Source organism: Enterobacter cloacae complex sp. 2022EL-00788 (assembly GCF_026627565.1).
Lineage (GTDB): Bacteria > Pseudomonadota > Gammaproteobacteria > Enterobacterales > Enterobacteriaceae > Enterobacter > Enterobacter pasteurii.
Genome location: NZ_JAPNMC010000006.1, coordinates 178,756 through 201,633, shown reverse-complemented (window position 1 = coordinate 201,633; position 22,878 = coordinate 178,756). Strand labels below are relative to the sequence as shown.

Here is a 22,878-nt window from a genome sequence, read left to right as displayed (position 1 = left end):
TCGTCAGGCGTTGGAATACCGTTCGGTTTCCGGCATCCAGCGCTCGATTAACGCTGCCGCCTGTTCGGGGTAGCGTTCATGAATATGTCGCGCCAGGCGTTGAACCTCGGGGATCATGGCCTGATCGCGCAGCAAATCTGCCACTTTAAACTCGGCGTTACCCGTCTGACGCGTGCCCAGCAGTTCGCCCGGGCCGCGGATCTCCAGATCTTTTTGCGCAATAACGAAGCCGTCGTTGCTGTCGCGTAATACCTGCAAACGCATCTGCGCGGTTTTCGACAGCGGCGCTTTGTAGAGCAGCACGCAGTGGGAGGCGATCGCGCCACGACCCACGCGGCCCCGCAGCTGGTGGAGCTGCGCCAGGCCCAGACGCTCCGGGTTCTCGATAATCATCAGGCTGGAGTTTGGCACGTCCACACCTACCTCGATGACCGTTGTCGCAACAAGTAAATGCAGCTCGCCCTGCTTGAACGACTGCATCACCGCCTGCTTCTCGGCGGGCTTCATGCGGCCGTGAACAAGACCGACGTTCAGCTCCGGCAGGGCGAGCTTTAGCTCTTCCCACGTGGCTTCGGCAGCCTGCGCTTCCAGAAGCTCTGACTCTTCAATCAGGGTGCAGACCCAGTACGCCTGACGGCCTTCCTGAGTGCAGGCGTTGCGCACCCGGTCAATGATGTCGCTGCGGCGCGTGTCCGGTATGGCGACCGTGGTCACCGGCGTACGGCCCGGCGGCAGTTCATCGATGGTGGAGGTATCCAGGTCGGCGTAGGCCGTCATTGCCAGGGTGCGCGGGATAGGCGTGGCGGTCATGATCAGCTGATGCGGGTGGAAGCCCTGCTGCAAACCTTTCTCCCACAGCGCCAGGCGCTGATGCACGCCAAAGCGGTGTTGCTCGTCGATAATGACCAGCGCCAGGCCGTTAAACTGCACCTGTTCCTGGAAAATGGCGTGCGTACCGACAATCATCTGCACCTGCCCGCTGGCTATCGCCTCCTGCTGCGCAAGGCGCGCTTTGCCCTTCTGTTTCCCGGCCAGCCAGCCCACTTCGATGCCCAGCGGCGCGAACCAGCTGCGGAAATTACTGGCGTGCTGCTCGGCCAGCAGCTCAGTCGGTGCCATCAGCGCCACCTGCCTGCCGTTGGCGATGGCGCGTAGCGCGGCCAGCGCTGCAACCAGCGTTTTACCGGAACCCACGTCGCCCTGCACCAGGCGCATCATCGGCACGTCGAGCGCCATATCGCGTTCAATCTCGGCGGTAACCCGCGCCTGTGCGCCGGTGGGTTTAAACGGGAGTGAGGCCAGCAGCTTATCTTTGAGTTCATCACGCTGGCCTAAAGGCTGAGCGTGGAAACGCTGCGCACCGGCGCGCAGTGCCAGCATGCTCAGATTATGGGCCAGTAGCTCCTCAAGGATAAGACGCCGCTGTGCGGGGTGTTTACCGCTTTCTAAGTCTATGAGCTGAAGCGTCGGCGGCGGACGGTGCAGGGTGCGCAGCGCTTCCGGCAGGCTCATCATGCCTTGCGCCAGCTCCGGGGGCAGCAGCTCGGAAATGGCGCAGGTATCGAGCAGCTCCAGCGCCTGATCGGTGAGCTTGCGCAACGTTGCCTGCTTCACGCCCTCGGTGGTCGGATAGACCGGCGTGAGCGTCTCCTGCAGCTCTGGCGAGCTGAGATCGCCCTGTATGCGGTATTCCGGGTGGATCATCTCCGCACCGTATTTACCACGTTTGGCTTCACCGTACGCGAGCACGCGTCGGCCTGCGGCAAGGCTGTTTTTCATCGCCGCGCTGAAGTTGAAAAAGCGCATGGTGAGAATGCCGGTCCCGTCGCTGATCTGACAGGTCATCATCCTGCGGCCGCCAAAGGTGATATTGCAGTTCAGCACTTCGCCTTCAACGGTGGCGTAGATAGCGGGCAGCAGATCGCCAATTTTATAAAGCTGGGTACGATCTTCGTAACGCAGGGGGAGGTGGAGCAGGAGATCCTGCACGGTGTGCAGGCCAATCTTCGCCAGTTTGCTGCTTTGTGCCGCACCCACGCCCGTCAGGCTGTTGAGCGGGATGGCGTCCAGCAGGCGGCCTTTCATGGTTTACCCGGCGTACTGCATGGTAGACCACCACTCGGCATCGGCTTCAATTTCGCCCTGCGCGTTGACGTGGGGGTAAGGCAGTTTTTTCTGCTTCGCAACGCGAGCCAGCACCGGATAGCCTCCTTCAAACAGCAGGCGCTGCTGTTCATCTTCCGGCAGCATGCTGTTGCTGCGCTCGTACATGCCGGCGTTCTGACGCTGGCGCTGTGCTTCATACAGAATAAGCGCAGAGGCGACCGACACGTTCAGTGACTGGACCATGCCGATCATCGGGATGATGATGTCCCGATCTGCCAAATCCAGCGCTTCCTGGGTGATCCCCGTTTTCTCCTGACCCATCAAAATGCAGGTCGGGCGGGTGTAGTCGATCTCACGGAAATCTACGGCTTTGTCGGAGAGGTTGGTTGCCAGAACCTGCATGCCGCGCCCCTTCAGGTGCGAGACCGCTTCACCAATGGTCTGGTGAGTTTTCACGGATACCCAGCTGTTACTGCCTGCGGCAGTCGAGGCCATGGTGCGCATGCGTGCGCCCGGCCAGACGGCGTGTACTTCATGTACGCCGACGGCATCTGCGGTGCGAACGATAGCAGAGACGTTATGAGGTTTATGGACCTGCTCCATGCAGACCGTCAGATCAGGCTGACGCCTGGCGAGCATTTCGCAGATTCGCTCGTAACGTTTTGAATTCATAATGCTAGTTTCGGTTACGGGTGACTTTAATGACGTCCGGCATTACGCGGATCTTGCGCATAATATTTGCCAGATGCACGCGGTCACGGGCGGTCAGGCGAATAAAGGCGCTGTAAACGCGGCCGTCTTTCTCTTCCGTATTCAGGCTCTGAATATTGGACGAGGCCGTGTTGATCGCTGCCGTCAGGTTTGCCAGTGCGCCCTGGTGGTTGAACATATCCACCTTGATTTCGGTAATAAATTCCTGCGCCGTCTCTTTATCCCACTCGACCGCCATGAACTTCTCTGGCTCTTTCTGATAGCCACGGATGTTACGACAGGATTCGTGGTGGATCACCAGCCCTTTACCCGGGCTGACGTGCGCAATAATCGGGTCGCCAGGGATCGGACGGCAGCATTTGGCAAAGGTGATCAGCACCCCGTCAGCGCCTTTGATCGGCAGATGACCATGATTTTGCGCGGTGGCAGGAACGGCTGTCGTTTCGCCTTGTTGCAGGTTCTTGGCCACCACCACGCTCATGGCGTTGCCGAGGCCGATCTCTGCCAGCAGGTCATCCAGCGAGGCGAGCTTCATGCGCTCCAGCTCATGCTGAATATTCTCTGGCGGGATCTCAGCCAGCTTGCGGCTGCCACCCAGGGCGTGGTTAAGCAGACGACGCCCCAGGCTGACGGAGTCGTCGCGCTTGAGGTTTTTCAGCAGCTGGCGGATTTTGGCACGCGCTTTAGAGCTCACGACAAAGTTCAGCCAGGCTGCGTTAGGACGGGCACCCGGCGCGGTGATGATCTCCACCGTTTGCCCACTGAAGAGCGGCTGAGAGAGCGGATAAGGCTGTCTGTCGACGCGGGCACCCACGCAGGCATGGCCGATATCGGTATGCACGGCGTAAGCGAAGTCGACCGGTGTCGCACCCGCAGGCAGTTCGACAATGCGCCCTTCAGGTGTGAAAACGTAAATCTCATCCGGGAAGAGATCGGATTTAACGCTCTCGATAAATTCAAACGAGCTGCCTGCGCTTTGCTGTAGCTCCAGCAGGCTCTGCATCCAGCGCTGAGCGCGGATTTGCGCGGTAGTGCTGCTTTCGCCACCGTGCTCTTTATAAGCCCAGTGTGCCGCGACACCCATCTCCGCCATCTGATCCATGTCTTCGGTACGAATTTGCACCTCAACCGGAACGCCGTGCGGGCCAATCATCGAGGTGTGCAAAGACTGGTATCCGTTCGCTTTTGGAATGGCGATGTAATCTTTGACGCGCCCCGGACGTGGCTTGTACAGGCTATGCATCTGCCCCAGCACGCGGTAGCAGGTGTCCGAATCGTGGACGATTACGCGGAATGCGTAAATATCCATGATCGAGTGAAAACGCTGCTCTTTGAGCACCATTTTGCAGTAGATAGAGTACAAATGCTTTTCGCGACCGCTGACGCGGCACGGAATGCCGGCTTCCTGCAAGCGCCCTTCGATTTCAGAGAGGATTTTTTGAATCATCTCTTTACGGTTGCCTCGTGCGGCTTTCACCACCTCTTTAATCACGCGATAGCGGTTTGGGTATAACGCTTCAAAACCCAGCTCTTCCAGCTCGGTTTTAATGTGGTGAATACCTAAACGGTGCGCCAGCGGACTGTAGATTTCGAGGGTTTCACGGGCGATGCGGCGACGTTTATCCGGGCGAAGTGAGCCCAGCGTGCGCATGTTGTGGGTACGGTCAGCGAGCTTGATGAGAATGACGCGGATATCCTGCACCATCGCCATGATCATCTTGCGAAAGTTTTCGGCTTGCGCCTCTTTCTTGTCGCGGAATTTCAGCTTATCAAGCTTAGAGACCCCCTCCACCAGCTCGGCAACGCTTTTGCCAAACAGCTGTTCCATATCCTGGTAGGTGGCGGGGGTATCTTCGATCACGTCATGCAGCAGGGCGGCCATCAGCGTTTCGTAGTCGAGTTTCATCTCGGCCAGAATGCAGGCCACCGCCACCGGGTGCGTGATGTAGGGTTCACCGCTTGAACGTGTCTGGCCCTCGTGAGCGTCACGTGCAACGAGATACGCCTGCTGAAGACGCTTAATCTGGTCTTCAGGCAGGTAGGTTTGAATCAGTTGATTCAGGCTTTCAAACAGATACAAGGGCGACCCGCAGGTTTAATTAACGACGACCTTCAGCAATGGCGGTTACGGCCTGCAGTTCTGCGGCTTCCTGCTCTTGCTGCTCCTGGCGCTCACGCACGTCGAGGATCTGGTTGTTGATCAGACCTTCTTCGATTTCGCGAAGTGCAATAACGGTGGTTTTATCGTTTTCTTCCGGTACCAGCGGATCTTTACCGCCTACCTGCATCTGACGAGCGCGACGCGCGGCGACCAGTACCAGGTCAAAACGGTTACCAATTTTCTCTACAGCGTCCTGAACAGTTACGCGTGCCATACTTAAAATGCTCCACAGGTGAAGAAATGACTGGGCATGATACTGAAAGTGGGTTCAGTCTGCCAACAGTTTGGTGATTAATGCGTCATGTCGCTGCTTCTGGCGGCTCATACGCAGACGTTCTGCGCGAAGGATAGTTTTGAGATCGCTCAGCGCGGCATCAAAATCATCATTCACAATAAGGTAATCATATTCCGCGTAATGGCTCATTTCTGCAACAGCCTGTGCCATACGCTTCGCGATAACTTCTTCGCTGTCCTGACCGCGGCCACGCAGGCGGCGATCCAGTTCATCTTTCGATGGCGGTAAAATAAAGATACTGCGCGAATCAGGCATTTTCTTACGAATTTGCTGCGCGCCCTGCCAGTCGATATCCAGGAACACGTTCACGCCCGTAGCCAGTACCTGCTCAATGGTTTCACGCGAGGTTCCGTAGTAGTTACCGAAAACTTCCGCGTGTTCAAGAAACGCGTCTCTGGCAATCATCGCTCTGAATTCGTCGTGATTTACAAAGAAATAGTGTTCACCGTGCACCTCACCCGGACGCGGTGCCCGCGTGGTGTGAGAAACAGAAACCTGTGTATCGTACAGCGGTTGGGTTTTTAACAGTGCCTGAATAAGGCTGGATTTACCCGCGCCACTAGGGGCAGAAACAATATAAAGCGTGCCTTGAGCCATGAGAGTCTTTTGTATGTGTTAGCGAAGAAGTCCTACATACGGGCTTATTATACACGTCGCCGCTGTGTGACGTAGCCTTTGTCACACTTTTTCCCCTGGATTATTGATTTTTGCGTGCCGTTTTCAGGTTTTATCTGCGCTTTGCAGCAATAAAAAGAAACGCTGGATAACGCCTCGCAAAGCGTAACGTTGCCATTCGCGTAGTTTTCAACGCCGGGTTATACCTCCTCCAACGCAAAGGAGGGGTAATGATGTGGCGATGGATAAGCGGGTTAGCGCTGTTGTGGTGTGGCACCGGGTTAGCGGTGTGCCCGGTATGGTCGCAGGCAAAAGCAGAGAAGGAAATTGCAGCGCTGAGCGCGCAGATCAAACGCTGGGACGATGCTTACTGGAAGCTGGGAAAAAGTGACGTTAATGACGGCGTGTACGATCAGCTTAACGCGCGGTTGAATCAGTGGCAGCACTGTTTTGGTCATGCCTCTGCCGGGGAGAAGCTGCCCCCTCTTACGGGCAGTGTGAAACACCCGGTTGCGCATACGGGCGTGCATAAGGTTGCCGGTAAGGCTGAGCTCAGCCGGTGGATGCAAGCCCGGCAACATCTCTGGATGCAGCCCAAGGTGGATGGCGTGGCTGTGACGCTGGTGTACCAGAGCGGGAAGCTTGCCCAGGCCATTAGCCGTGGCAACGGTGTAAAAGGCGAAGACTGGACGGCGCAGGTTCGCTCGATCCCCTCTGTTCCGCAAAACCTGTCCGGCCCCCTGGCAAACAGCGTCTTACAGGGCGAACTGTTCTGGATCCGTGAAAACCACATCCAGCGTCAGATGGGGGGAATGAACATGCGGGCAAAAGTGGCGGGCGCCATGATGCGTCAAAACGATAGCGCGCTGCTCAGACAAATAGGCGTGTTTATCTGGGCCTGGCCGGATGGACCGAAAGAGATGCAGGCCTCTCTGGATGCGTTGTCAAAAGCCGGGTTCTCCCTGACGGAGCGTTATACGCTGCCCGCCGCGTCTGTGGATGCGGTCGAAGCGCAGCGTTCAGCGTGGCATACAGCAGCACTGCCCTTTGCCACGGACGGCATTGTGGTGCGCTCAGCGGATGAACCCGCGGGCGACGGTTGGTTGCCCGGTGAAGGGCGCTGGGTTGTCGCATGGAAATATACGCCTGTCGCTCAGGTTGCTGAGGTGCGAGGGATACAGTTTGGCGTCGGGCGAACGGGTAAGGTGTCCGTGGTAGCCGAACTGGATCCGGTAAAGCTTGATGATAAACAGGTGCGGCGGGTGAGCCTGGGGTCGGTTGCCCGCTGGCAGCGGCTGGACGTTGTTCCCGGCGATCAGGTTCTGATAAGCCTTGCCGGACAGGGGATCCCCCGGTTCGACCGGGTTGTCTGGCGGGGAGAGGACAGGAAAAAACCGGAACCTCCGGCCCCGCAGTACCATTCACTGACCTGTTTTTATGCCTCACCGGCGTGTATGGAACAGTTCTTTGCCCGGCTGACGTGGCTTAGCTCGAAGCAGGGGCTGGGGATCGAGGGGTTAGGCGAGGCGGGCTGGCGGACGCTTCATCAGACGCATCGTTTCGAGCATATTTTTTCGTGGTTAACACTGACGCAGGAACAGCTACAGTCCACGCCGGGCTTTTCCGCCGGGCGCGGGCTATCGCTCTGGCATCGTTTTAATCGGGTGCGCAAACAACCCTTTATTCGCTGGGTCACAGCGATGGGGATCCCGCTGACAAAAGCCACGCTGAATGCGGTTGGGGCGGCGTCGTGGCAGGCGCTGAATCAGCGGAGCGCCGCTGACTGGCAGGCTTTGCCGGGAACAGGTGAAGAGAAGGCGCAGCAGATCGTGAGCTGGCTGCATGCGCCTCCCGTTGACGGGCTGGCAAGATGGCTGGCTGAGCAGCACATTAACGGGTTCTGAATTTAATGCGCGTTGTGCTTGTAGTGAAAAACGGGCAGGCCGAGCTTCAGGCGCAACGCGAGCATACGCGCGGTAAACCCAAACAGCAGCGTGGAGATAACCACCACGTCGTGATTGGTTACATAGTGCTGTAAGGCAACATAGAGCACCGCGGCGGCAAAGGAGATGCCAGCATACAGCTCCTTCTGAAAGACCAGAGGAATGCGTTTGCAGAACATATCGCGCAGCACGCCGCCAAACACGCCCGTTACCACGGCAGCGATGGTGGCGATCACCGGGCCTTCCCCCATATCGAGCGCGATTTGCGCGCCAATGATGGAAAAGACGATAAGCCCAAGCGCATCCAGCACCAGGAACAGGCGGCGCAGGTGAGGCATGACGGGCGCCACGATGGTGGTCAATACGGCGGCAGTCGCGACGATAATGACGTATTCAGGGTTTTTGACCCAGCCGAGCGGATAATGACCAAGCAGGATATCGCGCACGGACCCGCCGCCCAGCGCGGTGGCAGTGGCGATAATGATCACGCCGAAGGTATCCATACGGCGACGTCCGGCGGCGAGCGCGCCGGTCATGGCTTCTGCGGTAATGCCAATAAGATAAAGAATGTGAAGCAGCATAAAACCTCCGGTATGAAGACGTGGAGGTTAGCGATTTGTGCGGAAGATCACGATTGAGATTTTCTAAAGTGATTCATTTCGGATAAGAAATAGTAATGATAAATTGCAATATTTGATAAGTTTAATATGCTGTTTTGATTGGATAAATAATTGATATTCATCTCGGCTATTAGCAGCGCAAGGTTGGATTTAACCTTAAAAAAGCTAAAGCGTGAAAGCAGCCCGTTGCAGCATTCTGCTGCGCAGGGTTTGGCGAGATCGTTACATGCTCAAGAAAAGCCCTGTAAGGGCACTTACTTTACCGACGATTATTCTTTATAACAAAATAGTCGATATTACATTTATAAAATAAATAAATGACAAAATTGAGCAACATTAAAAACAAATATTTAAATATTGATTATGTGAATTATTTATAACGTTTTATTGCATTAAAAAAATGTTTTAGACAAAATATGCGCCCTTTTTGATTAAAAAATATCCTAATGGTTAAGTGTTTGATTAAATATCTTATTTTTGCAGCTGCACTGACGAGTACCAGTGTTTACGCGGTGAATTGCCAGCGTGCCGTTACTCCGCTCCAGAATACGGTCTGTAATAATGCTAATCTTCACTGGCTGGATGACACCATGACCAACGTCTACCGGGCGATGCTGGTCGCTCGCGATGCCGGCCGGGTGCATCAGGAGTTTGAGGAGTGGGAAAAATCGCTCGGTGAGTGCGCATCGGACGACTGCATTGAGCGGGCTTACTATAGCGGAATCAGCCGGATAGCCGATGTGCCGTCTGGCTTCTCCTGGGAGGGGCGCTGGTGGAATACCAGTGCGGCCAACGTCAGCGGTGGGGTGATCCAGTTCAGCCATAGCGCGGACTGGTCCATCGTCGCCGATATACGCATCTGGGCGGGACTGAATAAAGATGAGTTCACCGCCGAAGCCCGAAAAATAAACGGCATGGTGCTGATCGATAATATGGTTGATAGCAAACATTGTAAGGTGCTATTTATTCCGCGAATTAGCGGCGCAATACAGGCCTACAGCAACGCGGACTGGGGCTGTCGCCTCTTAATGCCGAGCGGGGCATTTATTGATGGGCGCTACCTGAAGTCAGAGCAAGATCCGCGTCCGAAAGCGACGCTGCGTACCCTGGAAATCTTCCCAAATGCGGAGGTGGACGAACGTTTCCGCGCGCTGGTGGGTGACGATTATCAAAAATTTGTTGATACCGCTAATATCTATATTTATCAGGATGATATGGATAATGTTGGCGCAACGGTGGTATCAATGTGGGTCCGCGGTGCCGCGAATACCCGTACGGCAATCATTATGTATACCGCCCACGACATCTGGGCGGCGCGGATCGAACCGAACGGCAAAGGTAAGCTAACGTTTTCTTACTTCAGTACCCAGGGCAACGACGCCGTCAAAATGCCGCGTACCCTGGCGGAGTGGAAGCTGCGTTATTTGGCGCAATAAATCAGGCGAGGGTCCCCACCACGTTCAGATCGGCGTCGTCCGGCACTTCATTATAGGAAAGCACGTGTAGGCCGCTGGCAAACAATCTGCCGTAACGTGAAATGACCGGACGCAGCTGCGGGGTGACCAGCAGCAGCGGCGGCAGGCCTTTCGCTTTCATCTGCTCGTAAATCATCGGCATCGTATTTTGCAGCTGCGTCAGAATGTTTGGATCGACCGGGAAGCTGTCCAGCGCCACTTTTCCTGCCTGCTGAGCCTGGTTGAGCGCGCTCAACAGCATATTTTCCAGCTGGCTATCAATGGTGTAGGCCGCAAGCTGCGGACGATCGCCATTGATGCTGTGGACGATGGCGCGACGCAGCGCGTAACGCACGTCTGACGTAAGTAATATCGGATCTTTGGTAACCGCCGAGCTTTCAAGTAGCGTCGAGGCGATGGTGACAATATCCTTGAGCGACACCTGCTCCAGCAGCAGCTGGCGGTAAATGCGCAGCAGCTGACTATAGTTTAGCGCGGCGTTTAAATCTTCTGCCAGCTTCGGCGCCTGCTGTGCCAGGCGGGCATGCAGATGGGTGATGTCATCGTAATTAAACAGCTCCGGCAGATGTTCACGGGCAACTTTATTAATATGCGTAGCCACTACGCTTGCGCAGTCGACGACCTGGTAGCCCAGATTCAGCGCTTTAGCCTTCTGCTCCGGGTCAATCCATACAATTGCCATACCGTAGGCCGGATCGGTGTCCAGCACCCCATCGATTTCCCCATAAAGCTCTGTTCCGGGTATGGCCATCAGCTTTTCGGCGTTAACGTCCCCCATTGCCGTGCGGATGCCGTTAATATGAATAGCGTACTGAGCAGGCTTGAGGCGGAAATTTTCGCGGATGCGGATTTCGGGCAAAAGCACGCCGCACAGTTCGGAGATCACCTGGCGAACCCCGCGCACGCGCAGCGACAGCGGGCTACCTTTGGATTCATCGACCATGGAGACCAGCTTATAGCCGAGGTTCAGGCCAATCGGTTCCACGAGCGGAATACTGTCCCAGGTAATCGGCGGGTTGGCGTCGGGTGCCAGCGCGTCGCCAATCGCCTCCATATCCGTCTCTTTTGGCGCAGGCTGCACTGCTTTGCTTTGTCGCCAGGCGGCAAACAGCAGCAGCGCCGTAAAGCTCAGGAAGGCAACGTGGGGCATCCCCGGCACGATCGCAAGAATAAACATGACGAACGCGGCGGTGTAGAGCACCCTCGGTCTGGAGAGCAGCTGGCTTTTAATTTCATCGCTGATGTCGTTACCTTCACTGACGCGGGTAACGATGATGGCGGCAGCGGTTGCCAGCAGCAGCGACGGGATTTGGGCGACCAGGCCGTCACCAATCGTCAGCAGCACGTACTGGCGGAAGGCGTGGCTGGCGTCGAGATCGTATTTAAAGATACCGATACAGATACCGCCGATCACGTTGATGATCAGCACCATAATCCCGGCGATGGCGTCGCCGCGAACGAACTTCGACGCACCGTCCATCGCGCCGTAGAAGTCTGCTTCCTTCGCCACCTCCTGTCGACGGTTCCGTGCCTGCTGCTGGTTGATAAGCCCGGCATTCATGTCGGCGTCAATCGCCATCTGTTTGCCCGGCAGCGCGTCCAGCGTAAAGCGCGCGGAGACTTCTGAAATACGTTCCGCCCCTTTGGTGACCACCACGAAGTTAATGATCATCAGGATGATAAATACGACGAAGCCGACGACGAAATCACCGCCAATCACAACCTGGCCGAAGGCCTCGATCACCTTACCGGCCGCCCCCTCGCCCAGATGACCGTTCAGCAGCACGACGCGCGTCGACGCCACGTTCAGCGTCAGGCGCATCAGCGTGGTGATCAGCAGCAGGGTCGGGAAAACGGCAAAATCCAGTGGGCGCTGCATGTTTACCGCCACCAGCAGCACGATGACCGCCAGCACGATATTGAACGTAAACAGGATGTCCAGCATCAGCGGCGACAGCGGCAGGATAACCATCGCCAGCACGCAGAGAAGCAGGACAGGTACCGCGACTTGCCCCTTGCGGAGCACGCTCAGCACGTTGTGCAACTTACTGTTATCCATTGGATTTTAATACCTCTTGAGGAATATCTATTTGCCTGTTCAGGCGGGGTTTTTGCTCAACGCGGCCTTCGCGCCAGGATTTGAGCTGCATGACGTAGGTCAGCACGTGAGCGATGGCGCGAAACAGCTGCGCCGGAATTTGTTGATTCACCCGGGTGGTGTAGTACACCGCGCGCGCCAGCGGCGGGAACTCCACCACTTCGATGCTGTGACTGGCTCCCACCTCACGGATCCACAGCGCTACGTCATCAATCCCCTTAGCGACGATGTAGGGCGCTTCTGCCTTCTGCGGGTCGTACTTCAATGCCACCGCGTAGTGGGTCGGGTTAGTGATAATGACGTCGGCGGTGGGCACGGTGCGCGAAATCTGTCCCATCGCCATCTGGCGCTGTAGCTGGCGAATTCGCCCCTTAATCTGCGGGTTCCCGTCATTATTTTTGTACTCCTCTTTCACCTCTTGCTTAGTCATGCGCAATTTTTTGGTAAACATGAATTTGCTCAGGGGCACGTCAAGCAGGGCGAAAATGACGATAACGGCGACAAAGTAGCTGACAACGTGATGGAAAATGGTGAATCCATAGCCAATTGCCTGGTTCAGATACAGCCGTTGCAGGTGCAGCAGCTCGCTCATCTGGCTATGAACCATGGTGTAAAGCACGGCCAGGATAGTTGCGCATTTCAGCAGCATTTTGCCGACTTCCGTGTAATGGCTGGCGGAAAACATACGCTTGACGCCGCTTATGGGGCTGAGTTTTTTAAAGTCCGGCTTGAGCTTCACTGGCGTAAATAACCAGCCGCCCGGCACCAGGCTGGCGACGATGCAGGCCAGCGGAATGGGGGTTAGCGTGGCGATAAAACGCAGCAATACGCTCAGATTGAGCATCAGAAACTGGTTCAGAATGGTCGGGTTATCGAGGTCTTGCGCCATTGTGCCGGCGGCGGCGAATGACTCGCCGATGAGCTGGTGGTAATAAGGTAAAAACGCCGACAGAGTGAAAAAGGACGCCAGCAGGCCGACCGCCATCGTCAAATCTTTTGAGCGGGGAATGTCACCCTTTTCCCGCGCTTTGCGCAGCTTCCCGGGGGTAGGTTTTTCGCTCTTATCGCCGCCAGAGGCCATTACTGAACCCTTATGGCGTCAAGTTTCGCCAGAATTTCATTGGTCAGATTGAGGTAGTGATCCGGAATGTTGGTCACCAGCATTGAGATACACAGCAGCCCAAACAGCATGCTGATAGGGAAACCAAGGGAGAACAGGTTAAGCGTCGGCGACACCCGGTTGAGCAGGCCGAATCCGCCCTGGACGATCAGCATCACGAAGGTGGTTGGCAGCGCAATCAGCGTGGCGGAAGCCATAATCCAGCCCAGCCCCTGCACGACCAACATCAGCGACGGCTGGTTAATGGCCTGTCCGATGGGCCAGTAGCTGAAGCCTTTGAACAGAATGGTGACCAGTAATAAATGGCCGTCCATAATGAAAAACAGCAGTCCGCAGAAGATATAGATAATTTGCGAGATAACCGTGGTGGAGCTGCCGTTAACGGGGTCGTTCATCATCGCCATCCCGAGCCCCATATTCATCGACAGAATATGCCCCGCCGTCTGTAGCGCGACGAATACCAGCTGCAGCCCCGTGGCGAAGAGAAATCCCCACAGCAGCTGTTCGCCAATCAGCAGTATGCTGCGCATGGATAGCAGTTCGTTGAGCACCACGTTATGGTGCAGCATAGGCGTAATGATGATGGCCAGCGCCAGCGCGGTCCCGATTTTGATGCGTCGTGAAAAGACGCGGTTATCGAGTACCGGCGCAAATTGTAAAAAGGCGAGAATGCGGAAGAAGGGCAGAACCAGCGCCATTATCGGCGTCAACAGCGCCTGAATATCGATTCCCATTACGCGTTAACCCACCAGCGCCGCCGCCTGATGAAAAATCTGGACGGTAAAATCCACCAGCTGGGTCAGCATCCATTTTCCGGCAAAAATCAGTACGCCCAGCGTCACGACCAGCCGCGGCAGGAAGCTCAGCGTCTGTTCGTTAATCTGGGTCGTGGCCTGAAAAATACTGACGCACAGGCCGACAATCAGGCTGGGAATAATCGCCACGGCGGAGATCACCAGCACCAGGTGGATGCCGGAGGCCATGATGTCGCCCGCCGTGTCCATGTTTATCATCGCTACAGCCCCTGCACGCTGGAGGTGAGCGTGCCGACGATAAGCGTCCAGCCGTCGCACAGCACGAACAGCATCAGCTTAAACGGCAGCGAGACGATAAGCGGCGACAGCATCATCATCCCCATCGCCATCAGGATACTGGCGACGATCAGGTCGATAACCAGGAAAGGGATGTAGATCATAAAGCCGATCTGGAAGGCCGTTTTAAGCTCGCTCAGCAGATAGGCCGGGGTGACGATGGTCAAATCCTGCTCGCGGGCATCGCCTTCAACCCCGGCGATGGTCATGATCTGCGCCATCGCTTTGGTGTTAGTTTGTGCCAGCATGTACTTCTTCAGCGGCGCTTCGGCGTTAACCAGCGCCTGCTTAAGGGTGATCTGGTCATTCTGAAACGGCTCGACGGCATCGGCGTAAATCGTGGTCCATACCGGACGCATCACCAGCAGCGTCAGGGCCAGCGCAATGCCGGTAAGGATCTTGTTGGGCGGACTCTGCTGCAGGCCCAGCGCCTGACGCAGGATCGCCAGCACGATGATAAAGCGGGTAAAGCAGGTCATCATCAGCACCATGATCGGCAGCAGGCCGAGCAGGGTCATCAGAATGAGGATTTCAATTTTGACATTGTAATCCTGTCCTGCGCCGTTCGCCGTAGTGCTAAACAGCGTGATATCGCCATTAGCCGCCAGAGCGGGAGTAGCAAACAGCAGGCCAGCCACCAGCAGCAGCGTCAAGCCGTTGCGGTAAAACGTGCGGTTCATCGGGTGAGCTCGCCCAGTTCTTTTGCATTGAACTCGATAATGCGCAGGCCGTATTTGTCATTCAGGACCACCACTTCCGCTTTGCCGAAGGCAATGCCGTTCACTTTAATATCCAGCGGCTCACCGGCCATTTTGTCCAGCTCGATCACGGAATCGCTATTCACCGACATCAGTTCAGCCAGCGAGATATCCACGGAGGATACTTCCAGGGTAAGCGTGACCGGAATGCGGCTGAACAGCGCCATGCGGCGTTCGTCGGTTTGTGGCGCATGGCGGATTTCAGGCTGAATATCAAGGCGGATATTGCCTTCAACGGTCTCTTCCTGCGGCATATCGCTCAGGTTCAGGTCGTCCAGGTCCAGAGACTGGCTCAGCTCATGTTGCAAATCACTCATAGTGCTTCTCGGTTGTCTTGTCATGGATATCGCATAAGAAAAGCTTGCTGCGATCTTCGGCGATTGCGGCTTCAAAAATCTGTTCTTTACCGATAAAAACCGGCACCGGTTCGTTAATTGCGATCGGAATAATGTCCCCGGGTTTGATGTCGGCAATCTGCGCGACGGTCAGGTTCAGGCTGGCGAGGCGGCCGGTCAGCTTCAGCGGCAGGCTGTCGAACAGGCGTTCGATCTGGGCCGGGCTTAGGGTCACGCTTTTCTCAGTGGCCCGCGCGTGAAGATCCGGCGCGCGCAGCGTGGCGAGCATCTGATCGACGTGATGATTGTCCAGCAGGACGGTAAAACTGCCGTGGCTATAGCCGGCCAGAGTAAAGGTGATGCCCCAGGACCACTGATTAATGACGGCGGAATAATCCACCTTGATATCCAGATCTTCGCCAAAGGTTTCTTTGCAGATAATCAGCGACGTGAGCTCTTGCCCCAGCTTACTTTTAAGGCGTTCTTCCGTTTTGGTTATCGGTAATGACTCATCGGGCGCTATCTGATTGGTATCTTTACTCAGGCCGTAATAATCATGAAGTACGTTAAGTAATAAGATACGGTCAATAACAAAACCGATATTCCCGTAAGGCGTAGAGAATATCTGTGCATTCTTATAATGCTTATCAATGACAAAGGTCATTGATTCCAGCGCGGCATTAACCCGTAGTTTTTTCAGAAAGTAAATGCTCAGGCGTGCATCAAGAATATCAAAGCTATCATTCATTAACTTAGGTAGCTTATGCCATGGTCGGCCGAGTTTACTCACATCAAGCTTTACCAGATCAGGAAGGTTATTCTGCTGGTGGATTCTGATTCGTTCTGAAGCAGGGTACATGTTTATTCCGCTTTGATAACAATTCCTGGTATGACCATAACGTAAGGGTGAAGACCTGTATGACCCATCACGAAAATTTCTTCTGCCAGCATTTGAGTTTTGAAATCGTTGTGACGCTTATCACTGGCACCAAAGGCGCGTTGCCTGTCGAAAACCCATATGCCTTTTTATTCAGGCTGAGAATTAGACCTTTCTCTTCATTTTATTGCAAGAGTGCGTGGTTTATTAATCCATTATTTTTCCGGTTGAAAGTAGATTAATGTTATTCATAACCATATGAATTTAAATGGTTAATTTTTTAATATGCATTAAAGATAAGACAATTCTTAGGCGGTGCGTATACTAGGCAACATATTTTCCAGGAAGATTCCTTTCCTCGGGATAATAAATATAAGTTCTAATCTTTTTTAACATTATTTAAACGTTTTAATTATCCATCCAGCAATGGAAGGACAATTGTGGATGTTAATAAAGGTGTGGCGAATTCTTGTTTTTAAGTTCTTTTAATGGTACTCCAGCATGAACATTATCATTGAACGTGAAGACCGTAATGGAGAGGGGTTTATTGCCGTTTCCCCTGCCAGTGTGGGTGTGATGTCATTAGCCCGCCGCGTTGCTAAATATAATGTGTCAGTCTTGGTCACCGGCGAGACGGGAACAGGTAAAGAGTGCGTCGCCAAATATATTCATGAGCATGCCTGCGCCAATGGTGCGCCGTATGTTGGCGTTAATTGTGCCGCGATCCCGGAAAGCATGCTGGAAGCCATTTTATTCGGCTATGAAAAAGGGGCTTTTACCGGGGCGGTCGCCAGCGTGGCCGGAAAATTCGAGCAGGCTAATGGCGGAACGCTGCTGCTGGATGAAATTGGCGATATGCCTTTATCACTACAGGCAAAGTTATTACGCGTATTGCAGGAGCAGGAAGTTGAACGTCTGGGAAGCCATAAGCGTATTCCTCTCGATATTCGTCTGATTGCCTCCACCAATAAAGATCTGCAACAGGAAATCGCCGAAGGCCGTTTTCGTCAGGATCTGTTTTACCGTATTTCGGTCGTGCCGATCCATATTACGCCGCTGCGCGAACGCAAGCAGGATATTTTGCCGTTGGTTCAGCGTTTTATTACCAAATATCGCGCCTTCCACAAGGGCAATGTTCGTCTGAGCGACGATGCCCGCCACGCGCTGCTGAACTATGACTGGCCGGGCAACGTGCGCGAACTTGAGAACGTGATCCAGCGGGGCATGATCCTCGGCAACGGTGATGAAATCAAAGCCGCCGATCTCGGGCTGGTTGCGTGCGCACCCCTGCCGGCAAACCCGGCTGTCGGGGTGATGCCCGCCTATCGGGAGCAGGACAACAGCTCAGCCATACGCGACGTTAAGCTGCACGGCCGCATGGCGGAATATCATTACATCATCGACCTGTTAAAACGCCACAAAGGCAACAAATCTAAAACGGCAGCGTTTCTTGGCATTACGCCTCGCGCGCTGCGTTATCGCCTTGCGTCCATGCGTGACGAAGGTATTGATATTGAATGTTATTCCTGAGGCCAGAAAGGAACAAATCATGGACAAAATAGCTGCCGCAGGTATTAACAGCGCGCAACAGGCGCTTCTGGATCGTATGCAGCGCACGGCCTCGCTGGCCTCTTCCGGCGCGGTTAACCTTTCCCCCACGATAGCGCCGGCCGGCGACGCGTTTACCCGTACGGCGCCGGTCTCTTTCGCGCGCGTGCTGAACAGCGCTATCGATAACGTCGATGCATTGCAGCACAGCGCCAGCGCAAAGCAAACCGCAATCGATATGGGGCAAAGCGACGACTTAGCCGGCGCAATGATTGAGAGCCAGAAAGCCAGCGTGGCCTTTTCGGCCATGATGCAGGTGCGCAATAAGCTCAACAGCGCGCTGGACGAAGTGATGAACATCTCGCTGTAAGGTTTGTACCGTGTTAAACAAAATCAAAGCTCGTCTCCCCGCTCTCTCTCTGCCCTCCGGCACTAACGCACCTAAACTGCTGGCGATTGCCGGTGGCGCCGTGCTGGCGCTCGGGATCGTCGCCTCGCTGTGGAACCACAATCAGGGCTATGTAGCCCTGTACGGCGCGCAGGAACAGATCCCTGTTTCGCAGGTGGTGGAAGTGCTGGGTGCAGAAAACATTCCTTATCGCGTTAACCCCGATAACGGCCAGATCCTGGTCAGTGAAGGTAAGCTGCCGCAGGCGCGTATGGCGCTGGCGGCGAAAGGTATTAGCGCCGCGACGCCGGACGGCTACGAGCTGATGGATAAAGAAGAGATGCTCGGCAGCAGCCAGTTCATTCAGAACGTGCGCTATAAGCGCAGCCTGGAAGGCGAGCTGGCGAAAAGCATCATGGCGCTGGATCCGGTGGAACACGCCCGCGTGCATCTCGGCCTGAGCGAGTCCAGCTCGTTTGTTCTGACCAACAAGCCGAACAGCAGCGCGTCGGTGATCGTGCAGCTGCGCTACGGTAAACGGCTGGATGAACAGCAGGTGGCCTCGATTGTGCAGCTGGTCTCCGGCTCCGTGCCGGGCATGGCCGCAGACAGCGTACGCGTGGTTGACCAGGCGGGTAACCTGCTCTCAGACGGTATTGAAGGTCCTGAGGGCAAACGCCCCGGCAACGAGGTTGTGCAGCACATCCGCGACGATACCCGCAAGAACATCACCACGCTGCTGACCTCCCTGGTGGGCGAGGGGAACTTCCGCATCAGCGTTGCCCCGACCGTGGATTTGAGCCGCGTTGAAGAGACGCAGGAGCGGCTGGGCAAAGATCCGCGCGTGAGCGATGAGCAGATAAGCCACGAAAACAGCACCAACGAAATGGCGTTTGGTATTCCCGGCTCGTTAAGCAACCGTCCGGTGAACCAAAATCCGCAGGCGGCAGCGGCTCTGGCCGCGGGCCAGGCAGCGCCTGCCGCGACGAATACGACGGAAACAACCACCCGCGATCCGCGTTCCCTGAGCAACCGTAGCCAGGAGCAGCGCAAGTATGCGTTCGACCGCGACATCCGCCATATCCGCTACCCCGGCTATAAGCTGGAGAAGCTGAGCGTGGCCGTGGCGTTGAACCAGAGCGCACCCGCGCTGGCTAAGATCACGCCCGAGCAGCTGACCTCAATTACCCGGCTGGTAGAAAGCGCCGCCGGGATCGATAAACAGCGCGGTGATGCGTTAACCCTGGACGTGCTGACCTTTACCCCTCCGGTCAGCCAGGACCCGGTAGTCGGGAAATGGTGGAAAGATCCGGATATGCAGTACTGGGCGCAGAACGGCGGTATTGGCCTGCTGCTTCTGCTGACGCTGCTGTTCGGCGTACGGCCGCTGGCCCAGCGATTGGGACGCCGCGAACGCGTGGTAAACGCGGTCGAACAGGACGATTCAATGCTGCTGACAGACGATTCTCCTGCGTCGGAAAACGGGCTTTCCACGCTGTCGAAAGCGGGCTTTAACAATAATGACGATCTGCTGCCGCCGCAAAGCTCCGGCCTGGAAACCAAGGTGGAGTATCTCCAGGTTCTGGCCCAGAGCGAAACAGAGCGCGTGGCAGAAGTTCTGAAACAATGGATTAACAGCAATGACCGAAGCAACAGCAAACCGGACCAGTAACGCCAAAGGGCGTAGCCGCCTGGAGCAGGCGGCGATCTTGCTGATGAGCGTGGGCGAAGAGGCCGCTGCGCAGGTTATGCAGAAACTCACCCGCGAAGAGGTGGTTTTGCTGAGTGAAACCATGGCGCGTCTGCATGACGTGAAGGTGAGCCAGGCGCGTCAGGCGATGAACAATTTCTTTTCCGACTATAGCGAGCAGAGCGGCATCAACGGCGCGTCGCGCTCCTACCTGCGCAGCATTCTGGAAAAGGCGCTGGGGGGTGAAATTGCCCGCAGCGTCATTAACGGTATTTACGGCGATGAGATCCGCTACCGCATGGCCCGCCTGCAGTGGGTTGATATTCCCCAACTGGCGGCGCTAATCGATCAGGAGCACCTGCAGCTGCAGGCGGTTTTCCTCGCTTTCCTGCCGCCAGACATCGCCGCCAGCGTGCTGAGCGTGCTGCCGCGCGAACGTCAGGATGAAATCATATACCGCGTTGCCCGGCTCGACGATGTTAACCGCGACGTAATTGACGAGCTCGATCGCCTGATCGATCGCGGTATCGCGGTGCTTTCAGAGCATGGTTCTAAGGTGGCGGGCATCAAGCACGCCGCCAATATCGTCAACCGTATTCCCAGCAACCAGCAGGAGCTGCTGGAGCAGCTGCGCGAGCGCGACGAAAGCGTGGTCGACGATTTGCAGGACGAAATGTACGAGTTCTTCATTCTCAGCCGCCAGACGCCAGCCACGCTGCAGCGCCTGATGGAAGAAGTGCCGATTGAAGAGTGGGCCGTGGCGCTGAAGGGCACCGAGCCGGTGCTGCGCCAGGCGATTTTCAACGTCATGCCGAAGCGTCAGGTGACCCTGCTGCAAAGCACCACCAGCCGCCTGGGTCCCGTGCCGGTCAGCCGTATTGAGCAGGTGCGAAAAGAGATTATGCAGACCCTGCGTCAGCTGGTGGAAGAGGGTGAGATTCAGGTGCAGCTCTTCGCCGAACAGACGGTGGAATAAACCATGTTCAAGAAAAGGAGTCCCGCGCTCGAGGCACTGACCTCGCGGCGTCAGGCGGTGGTTAAACCCCGGCTGCATAAATTCCCCCCGCTGCGCAAACGCCGGGCGACGCCGCACGCGGACGGCGAGAGCGAGGTGTCCGTCATGCAGGATCCCGGCGAGCATCAGCGGCAGAGCGAAGCCGGCTTCCGCGAAGGCATGAACCAGGGCTTTGCCCAGGGCATGGAAGAGGGCAAGCAGGAGGGCTACCAGGAAGGGGTGCGCCTCGGCTTCGACGAAGGGATGCGCAAAGGCCTGGCGGAAGGTAAGCAGCAGGCTCGCCAGCAGTTTCTGGAGGCGGCGGCGCCGTTTGAACGCCTCACCGCCGACGTGCAGCGTTTCCTCGAAAGCTATGAACAGCGCCGTCGTGAAGAGTTAATGCAGCTGGTGGAGAAAGTAACCCGCCAGGTGATCCGCTGCGAGCTGGCGCTGCACCCGACCCAGCTGCTAGCGCTGGTGGAAGAGGCGCTGACCAGCCTGCCGCAGCCGCCAGAGCAGATGCGCGTGGTGCTGAACAGCGAAGAGTTCCGCCGCATCAGCGAAGCGGAGCCGGAAAAAGCGCGTGAGTGGGGGCTGACCGCCGACCCGGCGCTGGAGCCAGGCGAATGCCGCGTAATCACCGAGACCACCGAAATGGATGTGGGCTGCCAGCACCGTCTCGACCAGTGCGTGGCGGTGCTGAAAGACAACCTGTTGCCGGACGCATCCCATGAGCAGCCTTGATTTCGAACAGGCGTTACGCTCCATCGAAGAGATTGACCTGGCACGCGTCGCGGGTCGTCTGGTGCGGGTGAACGGCATTCTGCTGGAGTGCGTGGGCTGTCGACTGGCGATAGGCCAGCTGTGCTACGTAGAAAGCGTTGAGCAAGAGATGATGGAAGCCCAGGTGGTGGGATTTGACCGTGAGGTTACCTACCTGATGCCGTTCAAACAGCCGTCCGGACTGATTGCCGGGGCGCGCGTCTTCCCTGCCGGTAAAAGCGAAGGGGTGATGGTGGGTGACCAGTGGCTTGGCCGCGTTGTTAACGGCCTCGGTGAACCGCTGGACGATAAGGGCAAGCTGACCGGTGACACGCTGCTGCCACAGCAGTTGCCGCAGATCCACCCACTCCGACGGAAGCCGGTTGAAACACCGCTGGACGTGGGCGTGCGGGCGATCAACGGCCTGCTGACCGTTGGTAAAGGCCAGCGCGTAGGGCTTATGGCGGGCAGTGGGGTGGGCAAAAGCGTCCTGCTGGGGATGATCACCCGCTATACCCAGGCCGAAGTGGTGGTCGTGGGGCTGATTGGCGAGCGTGGACGTGAAGTTAAAGAATTTATTGAGAATTCGCTCCAGGCTGAAGGCCTGGCAAAGTCGGTCATCGTCGCCGCGCCGGCGGATGAGTCGCCGCTGATGCGCATCAAGGCCACCGAGCTGTGCCATACCATCGCCAGTTACTATCGCGACAAGGGCAAAGATGTGCTGCTGCTGGTGGATTCCCTGACCCGCTACGCCATGGCCCAGCGCGAGATAGCCCTCTCGCTCGGCGAGCCGCCCGCAACGAAAGGATATCCACCCTCCGCGTTCAGCATGATCCCCCGCCTGGTCGAAAGCGCCGGTAACAGCGGGAGTAACGGATCGATGACGGCCATTTATACCGTGCTGGCGGAGGGGGACGATCAGCAGGATCCCATCGTTGACTGCGCGCGCGCGGTGCTTGACGGACATATCGTGTTGTCGCGCCATCTGGCGGAGGCCGGGCACTATCCGGCCATCGACATCGGCCAGTCGATCAGCCGCTGCATGAGCCAGGTGACGACCCGTGAGCACCAGCTCGCCGCGCGTACCCTTAAGCAGCTGTACGCCGAATACCAGAATATTAAGCCGTTGATACCGCTGGGCGGCTATGTCGCGGGGGCCGATCCGCTGGCGGATAAGGCGGTACGCCTTTCTCCGGCCATCACGCATTTCTTACAGCAGGAAGTGCACGACGCGGCGTTGATTGACGCCACCGTAACGGATTTGTGTGCGCTGGCGCAGGCAGGATAACCG

21 protein-coding genes are annotated in these 22,878 nt (G+C 56.3%); 8 read left to right on the top strand and 13 right to left on the bottom strand.

From position 1 onward, the window contains the following. Positions 1-3 precede the first annotated feature (3 nt). From recG to gmk, 5 genes are read right to left on the bottom strand one after another with little or no spacing between them, the layout of a single operon-like run. Positions 4-2,085 (bottom strand): ATP-dependent DNA helicase RecG, encoded by a 2,082-nt coding sequence (recG, locus tag OWK27_RS11685; RefSeq protein ID WP_267590429.1) that lies wholly within the window; start codon positions 2,083-2,085, stop codon positions 4-6. Between the two features lie 3 nt (positions 2,086-2,088). Next, complete coding sequence (gene trmH / locus OWK27_RS11680; RefSeq protein ID WP_148420440.1) at positions 2,089-2,778, bottom strand: tRNA (guanosine(18)-2'-O)-methyltransferase TrmH; 690 nt, start codon at positions 2,776-2,778, stop codon at positions 2,089-2,091. 4 nt (positions 2,779-2,782) lie between these two features. After that, positions 2,783-4,897: a bifunctional GTP diphosphokinase/guanosine-3',5'-bis pyrophosphate 3'-pyrophosphohydrolase gene (gene spoT, locus OWK27_RS11675; protein ID WP_148420441.1), complete on the bottom strand. Its 2,115-nt coding sequence runs from the start codon at positions 4,895-4,897 to the stop codon at positions 2,783-2,785. A 19-nt stretch (positions 4,898-4,916) separates the two neighbouring features. Further along, positions 4,917-5,192: a DNA-directed RNA polymerase subunit omega gene (rpoZ, locus tag OWK27_RS11670; RefSeq protein ID WP_000135058.1), complete on the bottom strand. Its 276-nt coding sequence runs from the start codon at positions 5,190-5,192 to the stop codon at positions 4,917-4,919. A gap of 54 nt (positions 5,193-5,246) precedes the next feature. Then, positions 5,247-5,870 (bottom strand): guanylate kinase, encoded by a 624-nt coding sequence (gene gmk / locus OWK27_RS11665; RefSeq protein ID WP_148420442.1) that lies wholly within the window; start codon positions 5,868-5,870, stop codon positions 5,247-5,249. Positions 5,871-6,121: 251 nt separating this feature from the next. Between gmk and ligB the strand changes: the two genes are divergently transcribed. Beyond that, positions 6,122-7,792 (top strand): NAD-dependent DNA ligase LigB, encoded by a 1,671-nt coding sequence (ligB, locus tag OWK27_RS11660; protein WP_267590484.1) that lies wholly within the window; start codon positions 6,122-6,124, stop codon positions 7,790-7,792. A 2-nt stretch (positions 7,793-7,794) separates the two neighbouring features. On the opposite strand, the gene OWK27_RS11655 is transcribed toward ligB, so the two are convergent. Continuing rightward, positions 7,795-8,412: a trimeric intracellular cation channel family protein gene (locus OWK27_RS11655; protein ID WP_267590428.1), complete on the bottom strand. Its 618-nt coding sequence runs from the start codon at positions 8,410-8,412 to the stop codon at positions 7,795-7,797. Between the two features lie 629 nt (positions 8,413-9,041). Between OWK27_RS11655 and OWK27_RS11650 the strand changes: the two genes are divergently transcribed. Then, positions 9,042-9,887 carry a hypothetical protein gene (locus OWK27_RS11650; protein ID WP_227009609.1) on the top strand — a complete coding sequence of 282 codons (846 nt, stop codon included), beginning with the start codon at positions 9,042-9,044 and terminating at the stop codon, positions 9,885-9,887. A 1-nt stretch (position 9,888) separates the two neighbouring features. Here the strand turns inward: OWK27_RS11650 and OWK27_RS11645 are convergent, their stop codons facing one another. From OWK27_RS11645 to OWK27_RS11615, 7 genes are read right to left on the bottom strand one after another with little or no spacing between them, the layout of a single operon-like run. Next, on the bottom strand, positions 9,889-11,985 hold the full coding sequence (locus tag OWK27_RS11645; protein ID WP_148420444.1) for a flagellar biosynthesis protein FlhA: 2,097 nt from the start codon (positions 11,983-11,985) through the stop codon (positions 9,889-9,891). Beyond that, positions 11,978-13,105: a flagellar biosynthesis protein FlhB gene (gene flhB / locus OWK27_RS11640; RefSeq protein WP_267590427.1), complete on the bottom strand. Its 1,128-nt coding sequence runs from the start codon at positions 13,103-13,105 to the stop codon at positions 11,978-11,980. The genes OWK27_RS11645 and flhB overlap by 8 nt, the downstream gene beginning before the upstream one ends. After that, the gene (locus tag OWK27_RS11635) at positions 13,105-13,878 is read right to left on the bottom strand and encodes a flagellar biosynthetic protein FliR (protein WP_148420446.1); all 774 of its coding nucleotides are present in this window, start codon (positions 13,876-13,878) and stop codon (positions 13,105-13,107) included. The genes flhB and OWK27_RS11635 overlap by 1 nt, the downstream gene beginning before the upstream one ends. 6 nt (positions 13,879-13,884) lie before the next feature. Further along, a complete protein-coding gene (gene fliQ, locus OWK27_RS11630; protein ID WP_176678671.1) occupies positions 13,885-14,157 on the bottom strand; it encodes a flagellar biosynthesis protein FliQ in 273 nt (90 codons plus the stop codon). 2 nt (positions 14,158-14,159) lie between these two features. Continuing rightward, positions 14,160-14,915 (bottom strand): flagellar type III secretion system pore protein FliP, encoded by a 756-nt coding sequence (fliP, locus tag OWK27_RS11625; RefSeq protein WP_148420447.1) that lies wholly within the window; start codon positions 14,913-14,915, stop codon positions 14,160-14,162. Continuing rightward, positions 14,912-15,310 (bottom strand): flagellar motor switch protein FliN, encoded by a 399-nt coding sequence (gene fliN / locus OWK27_RS11620; RefSeq protein WP_148420448.1) that lies wholly within the window; start codon positions 15,308-15,310, stop codon positions 14,912-14,914. Before fliN ends, fliP begins: the two co-directional genes overlap by 4 nt. Then, positions 15,303-16,076 carry a FliM/FliN family flagellar motor C-terminal domain-containing protein gene (locus OWK27_RS11615; RefSeq protein WP_267590426.1) on the bottom strand — a complete coding sequence of 258 codons (774 nt, stop codon included), beginning with the start codon at positions 16,074-16,076 and terminating at the stop codon, positions 15,303-15,305. Before OWK27_RS11615 ends, fliN begins: the two co-directional genes overlap by 8 nt. Before the next feature lie 630 nt (positions 16,077-16,706). Between OWK27_RS11615 and OWK27_RS11610 the strand changes: the two genes are divergently transcribed. From OWK27_RS11610 to fliI, 6 genes are read left to right on the top strand one after another with little or no spacing between them, the layout of a single operon-like run. Further along, positions 16,707-17,735, top strand: a complete 1,029-nt coding sequence (locus tag OWK27_RS11610) for a sigma-54 interaction domain-containing protein (RefSeq protein ID WP_267590425.1) — start codon at positions 16,707-16,709, stop codon at positions 17,733-17,735. A 19-nt stretch (positions 17,736-17,754) separates the two neighbouring features. After that, a complete protein-coding gene (locus tag OWK27_RS11605; protein ID WP_148420451.1) occupies positions 17,755-18,123 on the top strand; it encodes a flagellar hook-basal body complex protein FliE in 369 nt (122 codons plus the stop codon). A 10-nt stretch (positions 18,124-18,133) separates the two neighbouring features. Next, a complete protein-coding gene (gene fliF / locus OWK27_RS11600; protein ID WP_267590424.1) occupies positions 18,134-19,813 on the top strand; it encodes a flagellar basal-body MS-ring/collar protein FliF in 1,680 nt (559 codons plus the stop codon). Next, a complete protein-coding gene (locus OWK27_RS11595; protein WP_148420453.1) occupies positions 19,782-20,807 on the top strand; it encodes a flagellar motor switch protein FliG in 1,026 nt (341 codons plus the stop codon). The genes fliF and OWK27_RS11595 overlap by 32 nt, the downstream gene beginning before the upstream one ends. A 3-nt stretch (positions 20,808-20,810) precedes the next feature. Next, on the top strand, positions 20,811-21,569 hold the full coding sequence (gene fliH / locus OWK27_RS11590) for a flagellar assembly protein FliH (RefSeq protein WP_176609065.1): 759 nt from the start codon (positions 20,811-20,813) through the stop codon (positions 21,567-21,569). Continuing rightward, a complete protein-coding gene (fliI, locus tag OWK27_RS11585; RefSeq protein ID WP_267590423.1) occupies positions 21,556-22,875 on the top strand; it encodes a flagellar protein export ATPase FliI in 1,320 nt (439 codons plus the stop codon). Before fliH ends, fliI begins: the two co-directional genes overlap by 14 nt. The last annotated feature ends 3 nt before the right edge of the window (positions 22,876-22,878 follow it).

Excerpts from the sequence above, each read along its gene's own strand:
- trmH (WP_148420440.1), bottom strand. The coding sequence starts at position 2,778 with ATGAATTCAAAACGTTACGAGCGAATCTGCGAAATGCTCGCCAGGCGT.
- fliQ (WP_176678671.1), bottom strand. The coding sequence starts at position 14,157 with ATGATAAACATGGACACGGCGGGCGACATCATGGCCTCCGGCATCCAC.
- ligB (WP_267590484.1), top strand. The coding sequence starts at position 6,122 with ATGTGGCGATGGATAAGCGGGTTAGCGCTGTTGTGGTGTGGCACCGGG.
- fliP (WP_148420447.1), bottom strand. The coding sequence starts at position 14,915 with ATGAACCGCACGTTTTACCGCAACGGCTTGACGCTGCTGCTGGTGGCT.
- OWK27_RS11595 (WP_148420453.1), top strand. The coding sequence starts at position 19,782 with ATGACCGAAGCAACAGCAAACCGGACCAGTAACGCCAAAGGGCGTAGC.
- OWK27_RS11610 (WP_267590425.1), top strand. The coding sequence starts at position 16,707 with ATGAACATTATCATTGAACGTGAAGACCGTAATGGAGAGGGGTTTATT.
- gmk (WP_148420442.1), bottom strand. The coding sequence starts at position 5,870 with ATGGCTCAAGGCACGCTTTATATTGTTTCTGCCCCTAGTGGCGCGGGT.
- OWK27_RS11655 (WP_267590428.1), bottom strand. The coding sequence starts at position 8,412 with ATGCTGCTTCACATTCTTTATCTTATTGGCATTACCGCAGAAGCCATG.
- OWK27_RS11615 (WP_267590426.1), bottom strand. The coding sequence starts at position 16,076 with ATGAATGATAGCTTTGATATTCTTGATGCACGCCTGAGCATTTACTTT.
- recG (WP_267590429.1), bottom strand. The coding sequence starts at position 2,085 with ATGAAAGGCCGCCTGCTGGACGCCATCCCGCTCAACAGCCTGACGGGC.
- OWK27_RS11650 (WP_227009609.1), top strand. The coding sequence starts at position 9,042 with ATGACCAACGTCTACCGGGCGATGCTGGTCGCTCGCGATGCCGGCCGG.
- OWK27_RS11605 (WP_148420451.1), top strand. The coding sequence starts at position 17,755 with ATGGACAAAATAGCTGCCGCAGGTATTAACAGCGCGCAACAGGCGCTT.
- flhB (WP_267590427.1), bottom strand. The coding sequence starts at position 13,105 with ATGGCCTCTGGCGGCGATAAGAGCGAAAAACCTACCCCCGGGAAGCTG.
- fliN (WP_148420448.1), bottom strand. The coding sequence starts at position 15,310 with ATGAGTGATTTGCAACATGAGCTGAGCCAGTCTCTGGACCTGGACGAC.
- rpoZ (WP_000135058.1), bottom strand. The coding sequence starts at position 5,192 with ATGGCACGCGTAACTGTTCAGGACGCTGTAGAGAAAATTGGTAACCGT.
- fliH (WP_176609065.1), top strand. The coding sequence starts at position 20,811 with ATGTTCAAGAAAAGGAGTCCCGCGCTCGAGGCACTGACCTCGCGGCGT.
- OWK27_RS11635 (WP_148420446.1), bottom strand. The coding sequence starts at position 13,878 with ATGGGAATCGATATTCAGGCGCTGTTGACGCCGATAATGGCGCTGGTT.
- OWK27_RS11645 (WP_148420444.1), bottom strand. The coding sequence starts at position 11,985 with ATGGATAACAGTAAGTTGCACAACGTGCTGAGCGTGCTCCGCAAGGGG.
- fliI (WP_267590423.1), top strand. The coding sequence starts at position 21,556 with ATGAGCAGCCTTGATTTCGAACAGGCGTTACGCTCCATCGAAGAGATT.